13 protein-coding genes, 1 tRNA gene and 3 rRNA genes are annotated in these 17,895 nt (G+C 52.7%); 11 read left to right on the top strand and 6 right to left on the bottom strand.

The features are described from left to right. Window positions 1-178: 178 nt before the first annotated feature. From FOY93_RS22255 to rrf, 4 genes are all read left to right on the top strand, one after another. Window positions 179-1,720 (top strand): 16S ribosomal RNA (locus tag FOY93_RS22255). A gap of 85 nt (window positions 1,721-1,805) precedes the next feature. Then, window positions 1,806-1,881: transfer RNA gene (locus FOY93_RS22250), tRNA-Glu, on the top strand. Between the two features lie 183 nt (window positions 1,882-2,064). Beyond that, window positions 2,065-4,969 (top strand): 23S ribosomal RNA (locus FOY93_RS22245). Between the two features lie 73 nt (window positions 4,970-5,042). Continuing rightward, window positions 5,043-5,158, top strand: a 5S ribosomal RNA gene (gene rrf, locus FOY93_RS22240). The 16S, 23S and 5S rRNA genes sit together here with 1 tRNA gene alongside, the layout of an rRNA operon. A 99-nt stretch (window positions 5,159-5,257) precedes the next feature. Here the strand turns inward: rrf and mobB are convergent. Beyond that, window positions 5,258-5,761: a molybdopterin-guanine dinucleotide biosynthesis protein MobB gene (gene mobB, locus FOY93_RS22235; protein ID WP_127732679.1), complete on the bottom strand. Its 504-nt coding sequence runs from the start codon at window positions 5,759-5,761 to the stop codon at window positions 5,258-5,260. Continuing rightward, window positions 5,758-6,342: a molybdenum cofactor guanylyltransferase MobA gene (mobA, locus tag FOY93_RS22230; protein ID WP_115876963.1), complete on the bottom strand. Its 585-nt coding sequence runs from the start codon at window positions 6,340-6,342 to the stop codon at window positions 5,758-5,760. Before mobA ends, mobB begins: the two co-directional genes overlap by 4 nt. A gap of 68 nt (window positions 6,343-6,410) precedes the next feature. On the opposite strand from mobA, the gene FOY93_RS22225 reads away from it, so the two are divergent. The 3 genes from FOY93_RS22225 (at window position 6,411) to dsbA (ending at window position 8,392) form a co-directional block, all read left to right on the top strand. After that, window positions 6,411-6,680 carry a YihD family protein gene (locus FOY93_RS22225; RefSeq protein WP_008501866.1) on the top strand — a complete coding sequence of 90 codons (270 nt, stop codon included), beginning with the start codon at window positions 6,411-6,413 and terminating at the stop codon, window positions 6,678-6,680. 75 nt (window positions 6,681-6,755) lie between these two features. Beyond that, window positions 6,756-7,742, top strand: coding sequence for a serine/threonine protein kinase (locus FOY93_RS22220; protein WP_143345686.1), 987 nt, complete (start codon window positions 6,756-6,758; stop codon window positions 7,740-7,742). Between the two features lie 26 nt (window positions 7,743-7,768). Further along, window positions 7,769-8,392, top strand: coding sequence for a thiol:disulfide interchange protein DsbA (gene dsbA, locus FOY93_RS22215; protein WP_045285687.1), 624 nt, complete (start codon window positions 7,769-7,771; stop codon window positions 8,390-8,392). A gap of 23 nt (window positions 8,393-8,415) precedes the next feature. Here the strand turns inward: dsbA and yihG are convergent, their stop codons facing one another. Beyond that, window positions 8,416-9,324 carry a 1-acylglycerol-3-phosphate O-acyltransferase, YihG family gene (yihG, locus tag FOY93_RS22210; protein ID WP_133295371.1) on the bottom strand — a complete coding sequence of 303 codons (909 nt, stop codon included), beginning with the start codon at window positions 9,322-9,324 and terminating at the stop codon, window positions 8,416-8,418. A gap of 440 nt (window positions 9,325-9,764) precedes the next feature. On the opposite strand from yihG, the gene polA reads away from it, so the two are divergent. Continuing rightward, window positions 9,765-12,557, top strand: coding sequence for a DNA polymerase I (gene polA, locus FOY93_RS22205; protein WP_143345685.1), 2,793 nt, complete (start codon window positions 9,765-9,767; stop codon window positions 12,555-12,557). Between the two features lie 166 nt (window positions 12,558-12,723). Next, window positions 12,724-12,771 carry a small protein SpfP gene (spfP, locus tag FOY93_RS24135; RefSeq protein WP_071892919.1) on the top strand — a complete coding sequence of 16 codons (48 nt, stop codon included), beginning with the start codon at window positions 12,724-12,726 and terminating at the stop codon, window positions 12,769-12,771. A 97-nt stretch (window positions 12,772-12,868) separates the two neighbouring features. On the opposite strand, the gene yihA is transcribed toward spfP, so the two are convergent. Then, entirely contained in the window at window positions 12,869-13,498 is a 630-nt protein-coding gene (gene yihA / locus FOY93_RS22200; protein WP_136196050.1) for a ribosome biogenesis GTP-binding protein YihA/YsxC, read from the bottom strand. Window positions 13,499-14,075: 577 nt separating this feature from the next. On the opposite strand from yihA, the gene yihI reads away from it, so the two are divergent. Next, window positions 14,076-14,591, top strand: a complete 516-nt coding sequence (yihI, locus tag FOY93_RS22195) for a Der GTPase-activating protein YihI (protein ID WP_143345684.1) — start codon at window positions 14,076-14,078, stop codon at window positions 14,589-14,591. 188 nt (window positions 14,592-14,779) lie between these two features. Beyond that, complete coding sequence (hemN, locus tag FOY93_RS22185) at window positions 14,780-16,153, top strand: oxygen-independent coproporphyrinogen III oxidase (RefSeq protein ID WP_143345683.1); 1,374 nt, start codon at window positions 14,780-14,782, stop codon at window positions 16,151-16,153. A gap of 100 nt (window positions 16,154-16,253) precedes the next feature. On the opposite strand, the gene FOY93_RS22180 is transcribed toward hemN, so the two are convergent. Together FOY93_RS22180 and glnG are read right to left on the bottom strand one after the other, a co-directional pair. Further along, window positions 16,254-16,364 carry a YshB family small membrane protein gene (locus FOY93_RS22180; protein ID WP_136196048.1) on the bottom strand — a complete coding sequence of 37 codons (111 nt, stop codon included), beginning with the start codon at window positions 16,362-16,364 and terminating at the stop codon, window positions 16,254-16,256. Window positions 16,365-16,475: 111 nt separating this feature from the next. Further along, window positions 16,476-17,888 (bottom strand): nitrogen regulation protein NR(I), encoded by a 1,413-nt coding sequence (gene glnG, locus FOY93_RS22175; RefSeq protein ID WP_008501858.1) that lies wholly within the window; start codon window positions 17,886-17,888, stop codon window positions 16,476-16,478. Window positions 17,889-17,895: the final 7 nt, after the last annotated feature.

Genomic DNA, 17,895 nt, shown 5'->3' with positions numbered 1-17,895 from the left:
ACACCCCGCGCCGCTGCGAAAAGCGAAGCGGTACTGCTCTTTAACAATTTATCAGACAATCTGTGTGGGCACTCAAAGTGACATGGATTCTTAATGTCTTCGGACAATAAATGAATACCAAGTCTCTGAGTGAACATGCGTAATTCATTACGAAGTTTAATTCACGAGCATCAAACTTAAATTGAAGAGTTTGATCATGGCTCAGATTGAACGCTGGCGGCAGGCCTAACACATGCAAGTCGAGCGGCAGCGGAAAGTAGCTTGCTACTTTGCCGGCGAGCGGCGGACGGGTGAGTAATGTCTGGGAAACTGCCTGATGGAGGGGGATAACTACTGGAAACGGTAGCTAATACCGCATAACGTCGCAAGACCAAAGAGGGGGACCTTCGGGCCTCTTGCCATCAGATGTGCCCAGATGGGATTAGCTAGTAGGTGGGGTAACGGCTCACCTAGGCGACGATCCCTAGCTGGTCTGAGAGGATGACCAGCCACACTGGAACTGAGACACGGTCCAGACTCCTACGGGAGGCAGCAGTGGGGAATATTGCACAATGGGCGCAAGCCTGATGCAGCCATGCCGCGTGTATGAAGAAGGCCTTCGGGTTGTAAAGTACTTTCAGCGGGGAGGAAGGTGTTGAGGTTAATAACCTCAGCAATTGACGTTACCCGCAGAAGAAGCACCGGCTAACTCCGTGCCAGCAGCCGCGGTAATACGGAGGGTGCAAGCGTTAATCGGAATTACTGGGCGTAAAGCGCACGCAGGCGGTCTGTCAAGTCGGATGTGAAATCCCCGGGCTCAACCTGGGAACTGCATTCGAAACTGGCAGGCTAGAGTCTTGTAGAGGGGGGTAGAATTCCAGGTGTAGCGGTGAAATGCGTAGAGATCTGGAGGAATACCGGTGGCGAAGGCGGCCCCCTGGACAAAGACTGACGCTCAGGTGCGAAAGCGTGGGGAGCAAACAGGATTAGATACCCTGGTAGTCCACGCCGTAAACGATGTCGACTTGGAGGTTGTGCCCTTGAGGCGTGGCTTCCGGAGCTAACGCGTTAAGTCGACCGCCTGGGGAGTACGGCCGCAAGGTTAAAACTCAAATGAATTGACGGGGGCCCGCACAAGCGGTGGAGCATGTGGTTTAATTCGATGCAACGCGAAGAACCTTACCTACTCTTGACATCCAGAGAACTTTCCAGAGATGGATTGGTGCCTTCGGGAACTCTGAGACAGGTGCTGCATGGCTGTCGTCAGCTCGTGTTGTGAAATGTTGGGTTAAGTCCCGCAACGAGCGCAACCCTTATCCTTTGTTGCCAGCGGTTAGGCCGGGAACTCAAAGGAGACTGCCAGTGATAAACTGGAGGAAGGTGGGGATGACGTCAAGTCATCATGGCCCTTACGAGTAGGGCTACACACGTGCTACAATGGCGCATACAAAGAGAAGCGACCTCGCGAGAGCAAGCGGACCTCATAAAGTGCGTCGTAGTCCGGATTGGAGTCTGCAACTCGACTCCATGAAGTCGGAATCGCTAGTAATCGTAGATCAGAATGCTACGGTGAATACGTTCCCGGGCCTTGTACACACCGCCCGTCACACCATGGGAGTGGGTTGCAAAAGAAGTAGGTAGCTTAACCTTCGGGAGGGCGCTTACCACTTTGTGATTCATGACTGGGGTGAAGTCGTAACAAGGTAACCGTAGGGGAACCTGCGGTTGGATCACCTCCTTACCTTAAAGAACCTGCCTTTGTAGTGCTCACACAGATTGTCTGATGAAAAGTAAATAGCAAGGCGTCTTGCGATTGAGACTTCAGTGTCCCCTTCGTCTAGAGGCCCAGGACACCGCCCTTTCACGGCGGTAACAGGGGTTCGAATCCCCTAGGGGACGCCACTTGCTGGTTCGTGAGTGAAAGTCACCTGCCGTCATATCTCAAAACTGACTTACGAGTCACGTTTGAGATATTTGCTCTTTAAAAATCTGGATCAAGCTGAAAATTGAAACGACACATCTTTAATGGTGTGTTCGAGTCTCTCAAATTTTCGCAATCAGAAGTGAAACATCTTCGGGTTGTGAGGTTAAGCGACTAAGCGTACACGGTGGATGCCCTGGCAGTCAGAGGCGATGAAGGACGTGCTAATCTGCGAAAAGCGCCGGCGAGGTGATATGAACCTTTGACCCGGCGATGTCCGAATGGGGAAACCCAGTGCAATTCGTTGCACTATCGTTAACTGAATACATAGGTTAACGAGGCGAACCGGGGGAACTGAAACATCTAAGTACCCCGAGGAAAAGAAATCAACCGAGATTCCCCCAGTAGCGGCGAGCGAACGGGGAGCAGCCCAGAGTCTGAATCAGCTTGTGTGTTAGTGGAAGCGTCTGGAAAGTCGCACGGTACAGGGTGACAGTCCCGTACACGAAAGCACACAGGCTGTGAACTCGAAGAGTAGGGCGGGACACGTGGTATCCTGTCTGAATATGGGGGGACCATCCTCCAAGGCTAAATACTCCTGACTGACCGATAGTGAACCAGTACCGTGAGGGAAAGGCGAAAAGAACCCCGGCGAGGGGAGTGAAAAAGAACCTGAAACCGTGTACGTACAAGCAGTGGGAGCACCTTCGTGGTGTGACTGCGTACCTTTTGTATAATGGGTCAGCGACTTATATTCTGTAGCAAGGTTAACCGTATAGGGGAGCCGAAGGGAAACCGAGTCTTAACTGGGCGTTAAGTTGCAGGGTATAGACCCGAAACCCGGTGATCTAGCCATGGGCAGGTTGAAGGTTGGGTAACACTAACTGGAGGACCGAACCGACTAATGTTGAAAAATTAGCGGATGACTTGTGGCTGGGGGTGAAAGGCCAATCAAACCGGGAGATAGCTGGTTCTCCCCGAAAGCTATTTAGGTAGCGCCTCGTGAACTCATCTTCGGGGGTAGAGCACTGTTTCGGCTAGGGGGCCATCCCGGCTTACCAACCCGATGCAAACTACGAATACCGAAGAATGTTATCACGGGAGACACACGGCGGGTGCTAACGTCCGTCGTGAAGAGGGAAACAACCCAGACCGCCAGCTAAGGTCCCAAAGTCATGGTTAAGTGGGAAACGATGTGGGAAGGCACAGACAGCCAGGATGTTGGCTTAGAAGCAGCCATCATTTAAAGAAAGCGTAATAGCTCACTGGTCGAGTCGGCCTGCGCGGAAGATGTAACGGGGCTAAACCATGCACCGAAGCTGCGGCAGCGACGCTTATGCGTTGTTGGGTAGGGGAGCGTTCTGTAAGCCGTTGAAGGTGGCCTGTGAGGGTTGCTGGAGGTATCAGAAGTGCGAATGCTGACATAAGTAACGATAAAGCGGGTGAAAAGCCCGCTCGCCGGAAGACCAAGGGTTCCTGTCCAACGTTAATCGGGGCAGGGTGAGTCGACCCCTAAGGCGAGGCCGAAAGGCGTAGTCGATGGGAAACAGGTTAATATTCCTGTACTTGGTGTTACTGCGAAGGGGGGACGGAGAAGGCTATGTTAGCCGGGCGACGGTTGTCCCGGTTTAAGCATGTAGGCGGAGGTTCCAGGTAAATCCGGTACCTTTTAACGCTGAGGTGTGATGACGAGGCACTACGGTGCTGAAGTAACAAATGCCCTGCTTCCAGGAAAAGCCTCTAAGCATCAGGTAACATCAAATCGTACCCCAAACCGACACAGGTGGTCAGGTAGAGAATACCAAGGCGCTTGAGAGAACTCGGGTGAAGGAACTAGGCAAAATGGTGCCGTAACTTCGGGAGAAGGCACGCTGATATGTAGGTGAAGCCCCTGCGGGTGGAGCTGAAATCAGTCGAAGATACCAGCTGGCTGCAACTGTTTATTAAAAACACAGCACTGTGCAAACACGAAAGTGGACGTATACGGTGTGACGCCTGCCCGGTGCCGGAAGGTTAATTGATGGGGTTAGCGGCAACGCGAAGCTCTTGATCGAAGCCCCGGTAAACGGCGGCCGTAACTATAACGGTCCTAAGGTAGCGAAATTCCTTGTCGGGTAAGTTCCGACCTGCACGAATGGCGTAATGATGGCCAGGCTGTCTCCACCCGAGACTCAGTGAAATTGAACTCGCTGTGAAGATGCAGTGTACCCGCGGCAAGACGGAAAGACCCCGTGAACCTTTACTATAGCTTGACACTGAACACTGGTCCTTGATGTGTAGGATAGGTGGGAGGCTTTGAAGCGTGGACGCCAGTCTGCGTGGAGCCGTCCTTGAAATACCACCCTTTAATGGCTGGTGTTCTAACGTAGACCCGTGATCCGGGTTGCGGACAGTGTCTGGTGGGTAGTTTGACTGGGGCGGTCTCCTCCCAAAGAGTAACGGAGGAGCACGAAGGTTAGCTAATCCTGGTCGGACATCAGGAGGTTAGTGCAATGGCATAAGCTAGCTTGACTGCGAGAGTGACGGCTCGAGCAGGTGCGAAAGCAGGTCATAGTGATCCGGTGGTTCTGAATGGAAGGGCCATCGCTCAACGGATAAAAGGTACTCCGGGGATAACAGGCTGATACCGCCCAAGAGTTCATATCGACGGCGGTGTTTGGCACCTCGATGTCGGCTCATCACATCCTGGGGCTGAAGTAGGTCCCAAGGGTATGGCTGTTCGCCATTTAAAGTGGTACGCGAGCTGGGTTTAGAACGTCGTGAGACAGTTCGGTCCCTATCTGCCGTGGGCGCTGGAGAATTGAGGGGGGCTGCTCCTAGTACGAGAGGACCGGAGTGGACGCATCACTGGTGTTCGGGTTGTCATGCCAATGGCACTGCCCGGTAGCTAAATGCGGAAAAGATAAGTGCTGAAAGCATCTAAGCACGAAACTTGCCCCGAGATGAGTTCTCCCTGACCCTTTAAGGGTCCTGAAGGAACGTTGAAGACGACGACGTTGATAGGTCGGGTGTGTAAGCGCAGCGATGCGTTGAGCTAACCGATACTAATGAACCGTGAGGCTTAACCTTACAACGCCGAAGATGTTTTGGCGAAGAGACAGAACAATCAAATTTCAGCCTGATACAGATTTAACAGAATTTGCCTGGCGGCTTTAGCGCGGTGGTCCCACCTGACCCCATGCCGAACTCAGAAGTGAAACGCCGTAGCGCCGATGGTAGTGTGGGGTCTCCCCATGTGAGAGTAGGGAACTGCCAGGCATCAAACAAGTGAAGAGGCCATCCGAAAGGATGGCCTTTTTGCGTTTCGGAACCACCGAATTTTGTAGGCCGGGCAAGGCAAAGCCGCCACCCGGCAAGTCAGATCGCACTCCACTCCATAATAAACTCCGCAATCCCATCCACATCATTTAAATCCAGTACCGGAACTTCAAGTGGCAATACAACATCACTTGCCACCGCAATCACATGCTCATCCAGCGTTAACTCACTAAAATCATGCCCGGCATCGCTTCTGAATAGCAGGATCTTAGGCACGGCCTCATGCTTAAATCCCTCAATCAGCACCAGATCCAGGGTGGAGTGATCCATCCGACTGACAAGATAAGCGAGATCCAGCGGCGCCTCGTCCGGCGTTTCTGTCATTAACGCCCAGCGTTGAGAACTTGCCACCATCGTTTGCGCTGCACCCGCTTTACGCAGCTCAAAGCTGTCTTTTCCCGGTTTATCGACATCCATATTATGGTGGGTATGCTTAATCAATCCTGGACGGATACCTCTGGTACACAGCGCAGGAATGAGCTTTTTCAGCAGCGTGGTTTTCCCGGTTCCACTCCAGGCGGATATGGCTACAACAGGTATCATTTTTTCTCCTGCATCATCTGCAAATCTTCATGCGTATTCACATTCACAAACGCTGATTTCACATCGCTAAAATCAACGGAATGGCCGCCAGACTCACGCATGAAGACCATTACCCTGCGCTCTCCCCCAGCCAGATAGCTCTGCAGAGCAGGAGCTAGCGATCTGTGCATTAATGCGATAGCAGGATGGTCACGCTCGCCGTCATGTACCCAAACCACTGGAGCTGTACTGCGAAGCTGTAATAAACGCTCGGCAAGACAGGACGGAATAAACGGGGTATCGCAGGGGCAGAAGATAAACCACTCTCCTTGAGACTGTTGTATGACCGAAAGCATACCGGCCAGCGGTCCTGGGTAATCCTCAACGATATCCTGGTAGACGGCGTACCCGCTGCTTCGGTAAGTGTCGATATGCCGGTTAGCGCTGATGGCCATTGTCGACACCTGGCCTGAGAGCGTATCGGCGACATGCTGCCATAAGGGTTTTCCATTAAGAAGCTGAAGCCCCTTATCTTTTCCGCCCATTCGCGTTGCTCTGCCGCCTGCCAGAACGACCCCGATGATTTCCTGGCTAAGATTCACGAATATCGCCTCTTTTATTGTGGGATTGACCCTGCTAACGTGTCACTCTAAATGAAAGGAGCACCACCATGAAATGTAAACGTCTGAATGAAGTTATTGAACTCCTACAGCCCGCCTGGCAAAAAGAGCCAGAGCTAAATCTGATGCAATTTTTACAGAAACTGGCGAAAGAGTCAGGTTTTGACGGCGATCTGGCTGACCTTTCTGACGACATCCTGATCTACCACCTTAAAATGCGCGACTCTGCCAAAGATGCTGTTATTCCTGGTATTCAGAAAGATTATGAGGAAGATTTTAAGACCGCATTATTGCGCGCACGAGGCGTAATTAAAGAGTAAAAGCTTGTAAGCGGCGGCACCGAAATCGCCACAAGATGATATCCTGAATCATTCGTATAATTTCCGGATGATCGGATGAACGACCAGGCTTTTACTTTCCAGACATTACACCCGGACACCATTATGGATGCCCTGTTTGAACAGGGTATTCGGGTGGATTCCGGGCTAACACCTTTAAACAGCTACGAAAACCGCGTCTATCAATTTCAGGACGAGGATCGTCAGCGCTACGTCGTAAAATTCTATCGTCCTGAACGCTGGTCCGCAGAACAAATTCAGGAAGAGCATCAGTTTGCTCACGATCTGCTGGATGACGATGTTCCCGTTGCCGCACCGCTGAAATTCAATAACCAAACGCTCCTCACGCACGAAGGGTTTTACTACGCTGTATTCCCGAGCCTGGGGGGGCGCCAGTTTGAAGCGGATAATATCGATCAGATGGAGTGGGTTGCCCGCTATCTTGGGCGTATACACCAGACGGGACGCAAAAAAGCCTTTATTGCCCGCCCGACTATCGGGATTCAGGAATACCTTCTTGAACCGCACAAAGTATTCGAAACGTCTGCAATGATCCCCGCAGCGCTAAAGGATGATTTCCTCAACGCCACCGATAAGCTTGTTGCTGCAGTGAAAACCTGCTGGCGCGATGATATTTCCGTCCTGCGCCTGCATGGCGATTGTCACGCCGGGAATATTCTCTGGCGTGACGGCCCGCTCTTTGTCGATCTCGACGATGCGCGCATGGGGGCAGCGGTTCAGGACCTGTGGATGCTGCTCAATGGCGATAAAGCCGAGCAGCGCATGCAGCTTGAAACCATTATTGAAGCTTATGAAGAATTTAGCCCGTTTAATTCAGACGAAATTGCCCTGATTGAGCCTTTACGTGCGATGCGTTTTGTTTATTATCTCGCATGGTTAATCAGGCGTTGGGACGATCCGGCATTTCCTCGCAATTTCCCGTGGCTTACCGGAGAGGATTACTGGCGTAGCCAGATATCTACATTTACTGAGCAGGTTAAGGTTCTTCAGGAGCCCCCTCTGCAATTAACGCCGATGTATTAATGGACACACCCAGGAGAGAGTTAATCATGAAAAAAATTTGGCTGGCGCTGGCAGGTATGATTCTGGCATTTAGCGCTTCTGCTGCGCAGTTTACCGACGGCAAACAGTACATCACGCTGGACAAGCCGGTCGCTGGCGAGCCACAGGTTCTGGAGTTCTTCTCGTTCTATTGCCCACACTGCTATCAGTTCGAGCAGGTGCTGCATGTTTCTGACAACGTGAAGAAAAAGCTGCCGGAAGGCACAAAAATGACCAAGTACCACGTCGAGTTCCTGGGCCCATTGGGTAAAGACCTGACTCAGGCATGGGCGGTGGCGATGGCACTGGGCGTGGAAGATAAGATCACTTCGCCAATGTTTGAAGCCGTACAGAAAACACAGACCGTTCAGACCACTGCGGATATCCGTAAAGTGTTCGTTGATGCCGGCGTGAAAGGTGAAGAGTATGATGCCGCGTGGAACAGCTTCGTGGTGAAATCACTGGTTGCCCAGCAGGAAAAAGCGGCTGCTGACCTCCAGCTTCAGGGCGTTCCGGCGATGTTTGTTAACGGCAAATATCAGCTGAACATGCAGGGCATGGACACCAGCAGCATGGATATCTTCGTACAGCAGTATGCTGATACCGTGAAATACCTGGTTGAGAAGAAGTAATTTCACTGATGTAAAAACGCCGGTCACTGACCGGCGTTTTTGTATGAAGATTTAATCTTGCCTATCTGTTCGTCTTTCTCTTTCCAAAGCGTATTAAGCCACTGTTGGAAACGACGTTTGAAGTTCTTATCGTTTACGTAATCACCGTGCAGTTCAGCGTCAATCGGAACCAGGTCGACATGCACGACAATGCGCGTCAGTTTGCCGCTGAGCATATCGAAGAATGGCGTCCTGTCGTTTTCCGGATAGCAGAGCGTGACGTTAAGAAGTTTATCGAACTGTGCTCCCAGCACGTTAAGCGCCATCGCAATCCCCGCAGCCTTTGGCGGCAACAGATGCTGATAAGGAGAGCGAGTTTGCTGGCGCTTCTCTTCCGTAAACCGGGAACCTTCAACAAAGTTCACGATAGTCGTTGGATGCGCGCGAAACTTTTCGCAGGAACGGCGCGTGGTCTCCACATCTTTGCCGCGACGCTCGGGATGACGAATCAAATAGCTGCGCGAATAGCGTTTCATAAAGGGCATATCTAGCGCCCAGCAGGCCAGCCCAATAAAAGGTACCCAGGCGAGCTGCTGTTTCAGAAAGTATTTGTTCATCGGGATGTGTTTGCGAAAAAGCACGCATAACACCACGATGTCCGCCCAGCTGTGGTGATTGCAGATCAGCAGGTACCAGTTCTTCTTGTTAAGACTCTCCAGTCCTTTGATATCCCACTTCAGATGTGGGTTCAGGCACAGCAGGATCGCCAGCCCTTCGCACCAGCAGTACATCATGAAATTACAAAATGCGGACACGGCTCGCCACACCATGGGGACAGGCAGCAGCAGTTTAATGATCCCGGCTACGATGATCGGCACAGAACATGCGACAGTTACCAGAATAGTTAAAATGATGCTTAACAGTAATGTTATTGCAGCGAGCAATCTCGACATGATGAGCTTTTTCAGGTAGTTAGCTGTAAGTTAGCGGCCGGCTATTCGACGCTGGGCGCTGATTTTACCAGAAAACGGACAAATTAATGGCGCTTTCATGTGATGATTTGGCCGCTTTTACCCTGTCGTAGACGATTTCACTGTGATTCCGCGCTTATCAAGGCTTATATCCACATAGACTAAATTGCCATCAGTTGGCCATATAGATAAGATCTAATGCCATAACAGCATGATAATTAAGATCTAAAAAATAACTCATATGTGTATTTTGTGTCTGTTATTCATATGAAGTGAAAATATGCACAAACTTATCCACAGTTTGAATTTTGCGAGCGATCCTCACGATCGCAAAATCTTTTCCTGTATCAGGCGCTAATAACTGATGTTTTCATCCTTCTGTGGCATCCTTTACCCATAAATTGATTAAAGGCACGGACATTATGGTTCAGATCCCAGAAAACCCTCTTATTCTCGTCGATGGCTCTTCTTACCTGTATCGGGCATACCATGCGTTTCCTCCTCTGACCAATAGCGCAGGGGAACCCACCGGCGCAATGTACGGCGTGCTGAACATGCTGCGCAGCCTGATCCTTCAGTACCAGCCAACCCATGCGGCTGTGGTCTTTGATGCGAAAGGCAAAACGTTCCGCGATGAGCTGTTTGAGCATTACAAATCTCACCGTCCGCCAATGCCTGACGATCTGCGTGCGCAGATTGAACCGCTGCACACCATGGTAAGAGCGATGGGGCTGCCGCTGCTGGCCGTCTCTGGCGTTGAAGCCGATGACGTCATCGGTACGCTGGCGCGTGAAGCAGAAAAGATGGGTCGTCCTGTACTGATCAGCACCGGTGATAAAGATATGGCGCAGCTGGTGACGCCAGGTATCACCCTGATTAATACCATGACCAACACCATTCTGGGGCCTGAAGAGGTTGTCACTAAGTATGGCGTGCCGCCTGAGCTGATTATCGACTTCCTTGCGTTGATGGGCGACTCCTCGGATAACATCCCGGGTGTCCCTGGCGTTGGTGAGAAAACCGCGCAGGCGCTGCTTCAGGGGCTGGGCGGGCTGGATACGCTCTACGCGGAATCAGACAAAATCGCCGGGCTCTCCTTCCGTGGCGCAAAAACCATGGCCGGAAAACTGGAAGAGAACAAAGAGGTGGCTTATCTCTCCTATAAGCTGGCTACAATCAAAACCGATGTCGAACTGGAGCTGGGCTGTGAGCAGCTTGAGGTGCAACAGCCTTCTGCTGACGATCTGCTGAGCCTGTTTAAGAAATACGAATTCAAGCGCTGGATCACCGACGTGGAAGCCGGTAAATGGCTACAGGCAAAAGGGGCCAAACCTGCTGCAAAGCCGAAGGAGACGATTGTTGTTGAAGCAGAAGATCAGGCTGAAGAAGAAGCCGTGGCGCTTTCATTCGACAACTACGAAACCATTCTTGAAGAGTCACAGCTGATCGCCTGGATCGAGAAGCTGAAAAAGGCGCCGGTCTTTGCCTTTGATACCGAAACTGACAGTCTCGATAACATCTCAGCCAATATGGTTGGCCTGTCATTTGCGACAGAGCCGGGTATTGCAGCCTACGTTCCTGTGGCGCACGATTACCTGGATGCGCCGGAGCAGCTCTCCCGTGAACGCGTGCTTGAGCTGCTGAAGCCGATCCTGGAAGACGAAAAGGCGCTCAAGGTTGGGCAAAACCTCAAGTACGACCGCGGCATTCTGCAAAACTACGGCATTGAACTGCGTGGGATCGCCTTCGACACCATGCTTGAATCCTACATTCTGGACAGCGTCGCGGGCCGCCATGATATGGATTCCTTATCTGACCGCTGGCTTAAGCACAAAACGATCACCTTCGAAGAGATTGCCGGTAAAGGGAAAAATCAGCTCACCTTTAACCAGATTGCTCTTGAAGAGGCGGGTCGCTACGCGGCGGAAGATGCTGACGTCACGCTGCAGCTGCATCTGAAGATGTGGCCAAAACTGCAGAAGCACGAAGGTCCGCTGAACGTGTTCCAGCATATCGAGATGCCGCTGGTGCCCGTGCTATCCCGCATTGAACGCAACGGCGTGAAAATCGACCCAACGGTGCTGTATAACCACTCCGGGGAGCTGGCGCAGCGCCTGACCGAGCTTGAGCAAAAAGCGCATGAGCTTGCAGGCGAGCCGTTTAACCTCTCTTCACCGAAGCAGTTGCAAACCATTCTGTTTGAAAAGCAGGGTATCAAGCCGCTGAAGAAAACCCCTGGCGGCGCACCGTCAACCTCTGAAGAGGTGCTGGAAGAGCTGGCACTGGATTACCCGCTGCCAAAAGTGATTCTGCAGTACCGTGGTCTCGCGAAGCTGAAGTCGACCTACACCGACAAGCTTCCGCTTATGATCAACCCGAAAACGGGTCGCGTGCACACGTCGTATCATCAGGCTGTTGCGGCGACCGGTCGTCTCTCGTCAACCGATCCCAACCTGCAGAACATCCCGGTACGTAACGAAGAGGGCCGTCGTATTCGCCAGGCTTTCATCGCACCAGAGGATTATCTGATTGTCTCTGCTGACTACTCGCAAATCGAACTGCGCATTATGGCGCATCTGTCCCGTGACAAAGGCCTGCTTACCGCGTTTGCCGAAGGGAAGGATATCCACCGGGCAACCGCGGCGGAAGTCTTCGGCTTGCCGCTGGACAGCGTGACCAACGAACAGCGCCGCAGCGCTAAGGCGATCAACTTCGGTCTGATCTACGGCATGAGCGCGTTCGGCCTTTCACGCCAGCTCAACATTCCGCGTAAAGAGTCGCAGAAGTATATGGATCTCTACTTCGAGCGTTATCCGGGCGTGCTGGAATATATGGAACGCACACGCGCGCAGGCGAAGGAAAAAGGGTACGTCGAAACCCTGGATGGCCGCCGTCTCTACCTACCGGACATCAAATCCAGCAACGCGGCGCGCCGCGCTGGCGCAGAGCGTGCGGCGATCAACGCCCCGATGCAGGGTACCGCGGCGGACATTATTAAGCGTGCAATGATCGCTGTTGATGCCTGGCTGCAAGAAGAGAAACCTCGCGTGAAAATGATCATGCAGGTACACGATGAACTGGTATTTGAAGTGCACAAGGACGACCTCGACGCCGTGTCGAAGAAGATCCACGAACTGATGGAAAGCAGCATGACGCTTGATGTGCCGTTGCTGGTGGAAGTGGGAAGTGGTGAAAACTGGGATCAGGCTCACTAACGATTCTTCGCATAACGCGCTATTTATGTAAGTTTGCAACATTAGAACGCGCGTTTTGTGACGATCATTAGAATTCCCTATGTAAAGAATGAAAAAAAACTACAAAAAGTGCTTTTTCTGCAGCACAAAAAGGGGTAGAGTTATCGGCGTAGGGTACAGAGGTAAGATGTTCTATCTTTCAGACCTTTTACTTCACGTAATCGGATTTGGCTGAATATTTTAGCCGCCCCAGTCAGTAATGACTGGGGCGTTTTTTATTGCGGCAAAGAAATGTTCAGGCAAAAAAAGCGCGGCCATTGCCGCGCCCGGTATTACTCTTCTTCCGCTTCCTTCGCGGGTTCCATCTCGCTAAACCAGGTATCGAGTTTCTGACGCAACTTGTCCACGCCCTGCTTTTTCAGCGAGGAGAACGGCTCAACCTGCACATCACCGTTGAACGCCAGCACCGCTTCGCGAACCATATTCACCTGCGCTTTACGCGCGCCGCTCGCCAGCTTATCGGCTTTCGTCAGCAGCACCAGTACGGCGATATCGCTTGCTACAGCCCAGTCGATCATCTGCTGATCGAGATCTTTTAGCGGGTGACGAATATCCATCAGCACCACCAGACCTTTCAGGCACAGACGTTTTTCCAGGTATTCACCCAGCGCACGCTGCCACTTGATTTTCATCTCTTCCGGTACCTGCGCGTAACCGTAGCCCGGTAAGTCGACCAGGCGTTTGCCCTCTGCGACTTCAAACAGGTTGATCAGCTGGGTACGGCCAGGTGTTTTTGAGGTACGCGCCAGGCTCTTCTGATTGGTCAGCGTATTCAGGGCGCTGGATTTCCCCGCATTGGAGCGGCCAGCAAAGGCCACTTCAATACCGGTATCAGAAGGCAGGTGGCGAATATCGGGCGCACTGGTGACAAAATGCGTCTGTTGGTAGTTCCAGGTAGTCACGTGGTCGTCTCCAAAATCGTAATCTGAAGGGGATTATACCCGAATGCAGGCAAAAGGCTTTTCTGATTACTATGCCGTGTAGGCGAATGCCCCCATCGGTGTGAGAGATCGGCCAGTGATGCTATGGGAGATTTCAGAGAATTCGCAGGCGTTAAAAAATGCAAACTGTTTTAAATCATAAGCTTATTTTCGGGTAATTGTCTGAAAATCTCTTTTTATGCCGTTTCGTTGCTTGTTAGTTTAACGGAACAAGGTAAAGTGTGCGTCAGGGCGAGGAAGCCAACAGGAAATCGACTTAAGGATTAGGGTCAGGAGCGCCAGGAGGCGAAGACGCAGGATTGTCAGGACGACCAGCGCCTGGAGGCGTTTTAAAAGGAAATGGAACCGTATCACGGACGGTATTAGCCAAGGGATAAACAGGGTTTGTTGTTGGCAAACATGGAATGTCTGACCCGCTAAGGGTTGTGAGTCAGGAAAAAAGGCGACAGATTGCTCTGTCGCCTTTTTTCTTTGCTTGCTTTCTGCTAGATTTCGCCGCAATTCTATACTGAAGAAAACGACTTAAAGATAAAACATCATGAAAAAACCAACCTCCGCTGCGGGCGCGAAACGCCCTGCAAAAGCACGCCGCAAAACGCGCGAAGAACTGAACCAGGAAGCGCGCGACCGCAAACGCGACAAAAAACATCGCGGTCATGCTGCGGGTAGCCGTGCCAACGGTGGTGGTGCAGCGGGCTCTTCTGCAAAAGGCAGGCAGCAGAAAGATCCTCGTATCGGCAGTAAAACTCCCATTCCACTGGGCGTGACAGACACCCCGGTCACTAAGCAGCACAAACCAAAGAGCGAGAAACCTATGCTTTCACCGCAGGCTGAGCTGGATTTGCTGGAGAACGATGAGCGCCTGGACGCGCTGCTGGAACGTCTTGAAGAGGGTGAAACCCTGACCGCTGAAGAGCAGTCATGGGTGGATGCCAAACTGGATCGTATTGATGAACTGATGCAGAAGCTGGGCCTGTCATACGACGATGACGAAGATGAAGAAGAAGACGAGAAGCAGGAAGATATGATGCGTCTTCTGAAGGGTGGAAACTAACATTTGCACCCGGCAGGCACGATAGTCCTGCTTATAACCCTTCCGGTTATATGTTATCTGGTGTGGTTATTCGTTAAACTACGGCGGTTGTCGCGGCGACAGAAGTGGCTGCGCACCCGAATGATGGCCCGCAATGGGGTCAGAACGGGCCGCCGTATACGAACGCGACACCAACGGAAGGAGTGAGCATGTCAGCATCAACTATCGACTGGGATTTGGCCCTAATCCAGAAATATAACTATTCCGGGCCGCGTTATACGTCTTACCCCACCGCGCTGGAGTTCTCCGATGCCTTCGGAGAGCGTGATTTCCAGCAGGCTGTCGCGCGCTATCCTGAGCGTCCGCTGTCGCTCTACGTCCATATTCCGTTCTGCCACAAGCTTTGCTACTTCTGCGGCTGCAATAAAATCGTGACCCGCCAGCAGCATAAAGCCGACCAGTATCTTGATGCGCTCGAACAGGAAATTGTTCATCGCGCGCCGCTGTTTAAAGGCCGTCACGTGAGCCAGCTTCACTGGGGCGGCGGTACGCCAACCTATCTGAACAAAGCGCAAATAAGCCGCCTGATGGCGCTTCTGCGCGGCAATTTCAGTTTTAATGCTGACGCTGAGATCTCGATCGAAGTCGATCCGCGTGAAATTCAGCTGGATGTCCTGGATCATTTACGCGCAGAAGGATTCAACCGACTGAGTATGGGCGTACAGGATTTCAATAAAGAGGTTCAGCGTCTGGTGAACCGCGAGCAGGACGAAGAATTTATCTTTGCCTTACTCATTCACGCGCGTGAGATTGGTTTCACCTCGACCAATATTGACCTGATTTACGGCCTGCCAAAGCAAACGCCGGAAAGCTTCGCCTTCACGCTGAAGCGCGTGGCTGAACTTAACCCGGACCGCCTGAGCGTCTTTAACTATGCGCATCTGCCAACGCTGTTTGCCGCCCAGCGCAAAATCAAAGATGCCGATCTTCCTTCTGCCCAGCAGAAGCTGGATATCCTGCAGGAAACCATCACCTCGCTGACCGAAACCGGCTATCAGTTTATCGGCATGGATCACTTTGCCCGTCCGGATGACGAGCTGGCCGTTGCTCAGCGCGAAGGGGTCCTGCACCGTAACTTCCAGGGATACACGACCCAGGGCGATACCGATTTACTGGGAATGGGTGTCTCCGCCATTAGCATGATTGGCGACTGCTACGCGCAGAACCAGAAAGAGCTGAAGCTGTATTACCAGCAGGTTGATGAGACTGGCAACGCGCTGTGGCGCGGCATTGCGTTAACGCGTGATGACTGTATCCGTCGCGATGTGATTAAGGCGCTTATCTGCAACTTCCGTCTCGATTTCAGCGATGTGGAAGCGCAGTGGGAACTGAACTTCAGCGATTATTTCGCGGAAGATCTGAAGCTGCTGGCGCCGCTGGCGAAAGACGGGCTGGTGGATGTGTCGGAGAGAGCGATAGAGGTCACCCCGAAAGGGCGTCTGTTGATCCGTAATATCTGCATGTGCTTTGACGCGTATCTGCGTCAGAAAGCGCGAATGCAGCAGTTCTCGCGAGTTATTTAAACTGTGATGCCGGGTGGCGGCTTCGCCTTACCCGGCCTACAAAAGTGCGAAATGTAGGCCGGGTAAGCGAAGCGTCACCCGGCTTTTCATCGCCAACTCGCTAGCTAAACAGCCCAACCAGCGCCGCGCACAACATAGCCGCAACGGCTGTTTGTGGCGTGTGGCTTTCAGCGGCTCCGCTAGAGAGCATATTCACGAATGTTTCCAGCATGATATTCACCCCCAATTTCCGGGCACGATCATACAAAACTCATCGGAACAGTAAAGCGCAAAATAACGACGATTTGCGTTCAATTAATAACCTTTACACAGCGGCGTGAGATCATTCCATTCCCAGCTCTTTCAGCTTGCGCGTCAGGGTATTGCGACCCCATCCCAACAGGCGAGCGGCTTCCTGCTTGTGACCCTGCGTATGACGAAGCGCGGTGGTCAACAGCGTACGCTCCATCTCAGGCTGAGCCTCAGAAAGCAGGTTTTGATGACCGGAACGCAGCGCGCGGTCGGCCCACTGCGCCAGCAGCGTCGCCCAGCTGTCCGGCAGCGCGTGTCCGCTACTGCTTTCCGGCGCGGTCGCCTCAAACAGTTCGGCCGGTAAATCCTGAATCAGCACTTCCTGACCGGCAGCCATCACGGTTAGCCAGCGGCAGGTGTTTTCCAGCTGACGCACGTTGCCCGGCCACGCCAGACGCGTCAGAGCGGCATCGGTTTCCGGGTGAAGCTGCTTGGCTTCCACGCCCAGCTCGCGGGCAGCCACCTGCAGAAAATGACGCGCCAGGCGGGGAATATCTTCCCGACGTTCACGCAGCGGCGGCAGATGAACGCGGATGACGTTAAGACGGTGGAATAAATCCTCACGGAATTTGCCTTCCTGCACGCGTTGCTCCAGGTTCTGGTGGGTCGCGGCGATAATACGCACGTCCACTTTCACCGGCGCATAGCCGCCCACGCGATAAAACTGCCCGTCGGCCAGCACGCGCAGCAGGCGGGTCTGAACGTCCAGCGGCATATCACCGATTTCATCCAGGAACAGCGTGCCGCCGTCAGCCTGTTCGAAGCGCCCCTGGCGAATGGTATTTGCGCCGGTAAATGCCCCTTTTTCATGGCCGAACAGTTCGGACTCAATTAAATCCTTCGGGATCGCCGCCATATTCAGGGCGATGAACGGGGCTTTTGCCCGCGGGCTATGGCGATGCAGTGCATGCGCCACAAGCTCTTTACCGGTGCCCGATTCGCCGTTAATCAAGACGCTGATGGACGAGCGGGACAGACGGCCAATAATGCGAAACACGTCCTGCATCGCCGGCGCTTCGCCGATGATGTCGGTGGTTGGCCCAAAATCGGGCGCGTGGCGCGGCTGTTGCTGCTCCTGATAATGGCTAATCGCGCGCTCAACCAGCGCCACCGCTTCGTCGATATCAAACGGTTTGGGCAGGTAATCGAACGCCCCTTGCTGATAGGCGCTCACTGCGGCATCCAGATCGGAGTGCGCGGTCATTATGATGACCGGTAGCATAGGGTGGCGTTGTTTGATCTGCTTTAACAGCGCCAGCCCGTCCATGCCCGGCATACGGATATCCGACAGCAGAACATCGGGCGTTTTAGTGGTGAGTGCGTCGAGCACTTCGCTGCCGCTCTCAAACGTCGTGCAGCTTAATCCCGCCCCTGTGAGCGCGCGTTCAAGCACCCAACGGATGGAGCTATCGTCATCGACTACCCAGACTATCCCTCGTTGCATAAACGTC

The sequence above is a fragment of the Enterobacter sp. 18A13 genome, from assembly GCF_007035975.1.
GTDB classification, from domain to species: domain Bacteria; phylum Pseudomonadota; class Gammaproteobacteria; order Enterobacterales; family Enterobacteriaceae; genus Enterobacter; species Enterobacter vonholyi.
Note: the sequence above shows the minus strand (reverse complement) of the source record. Positions and strands in the feature narration are given on the sequence as shown.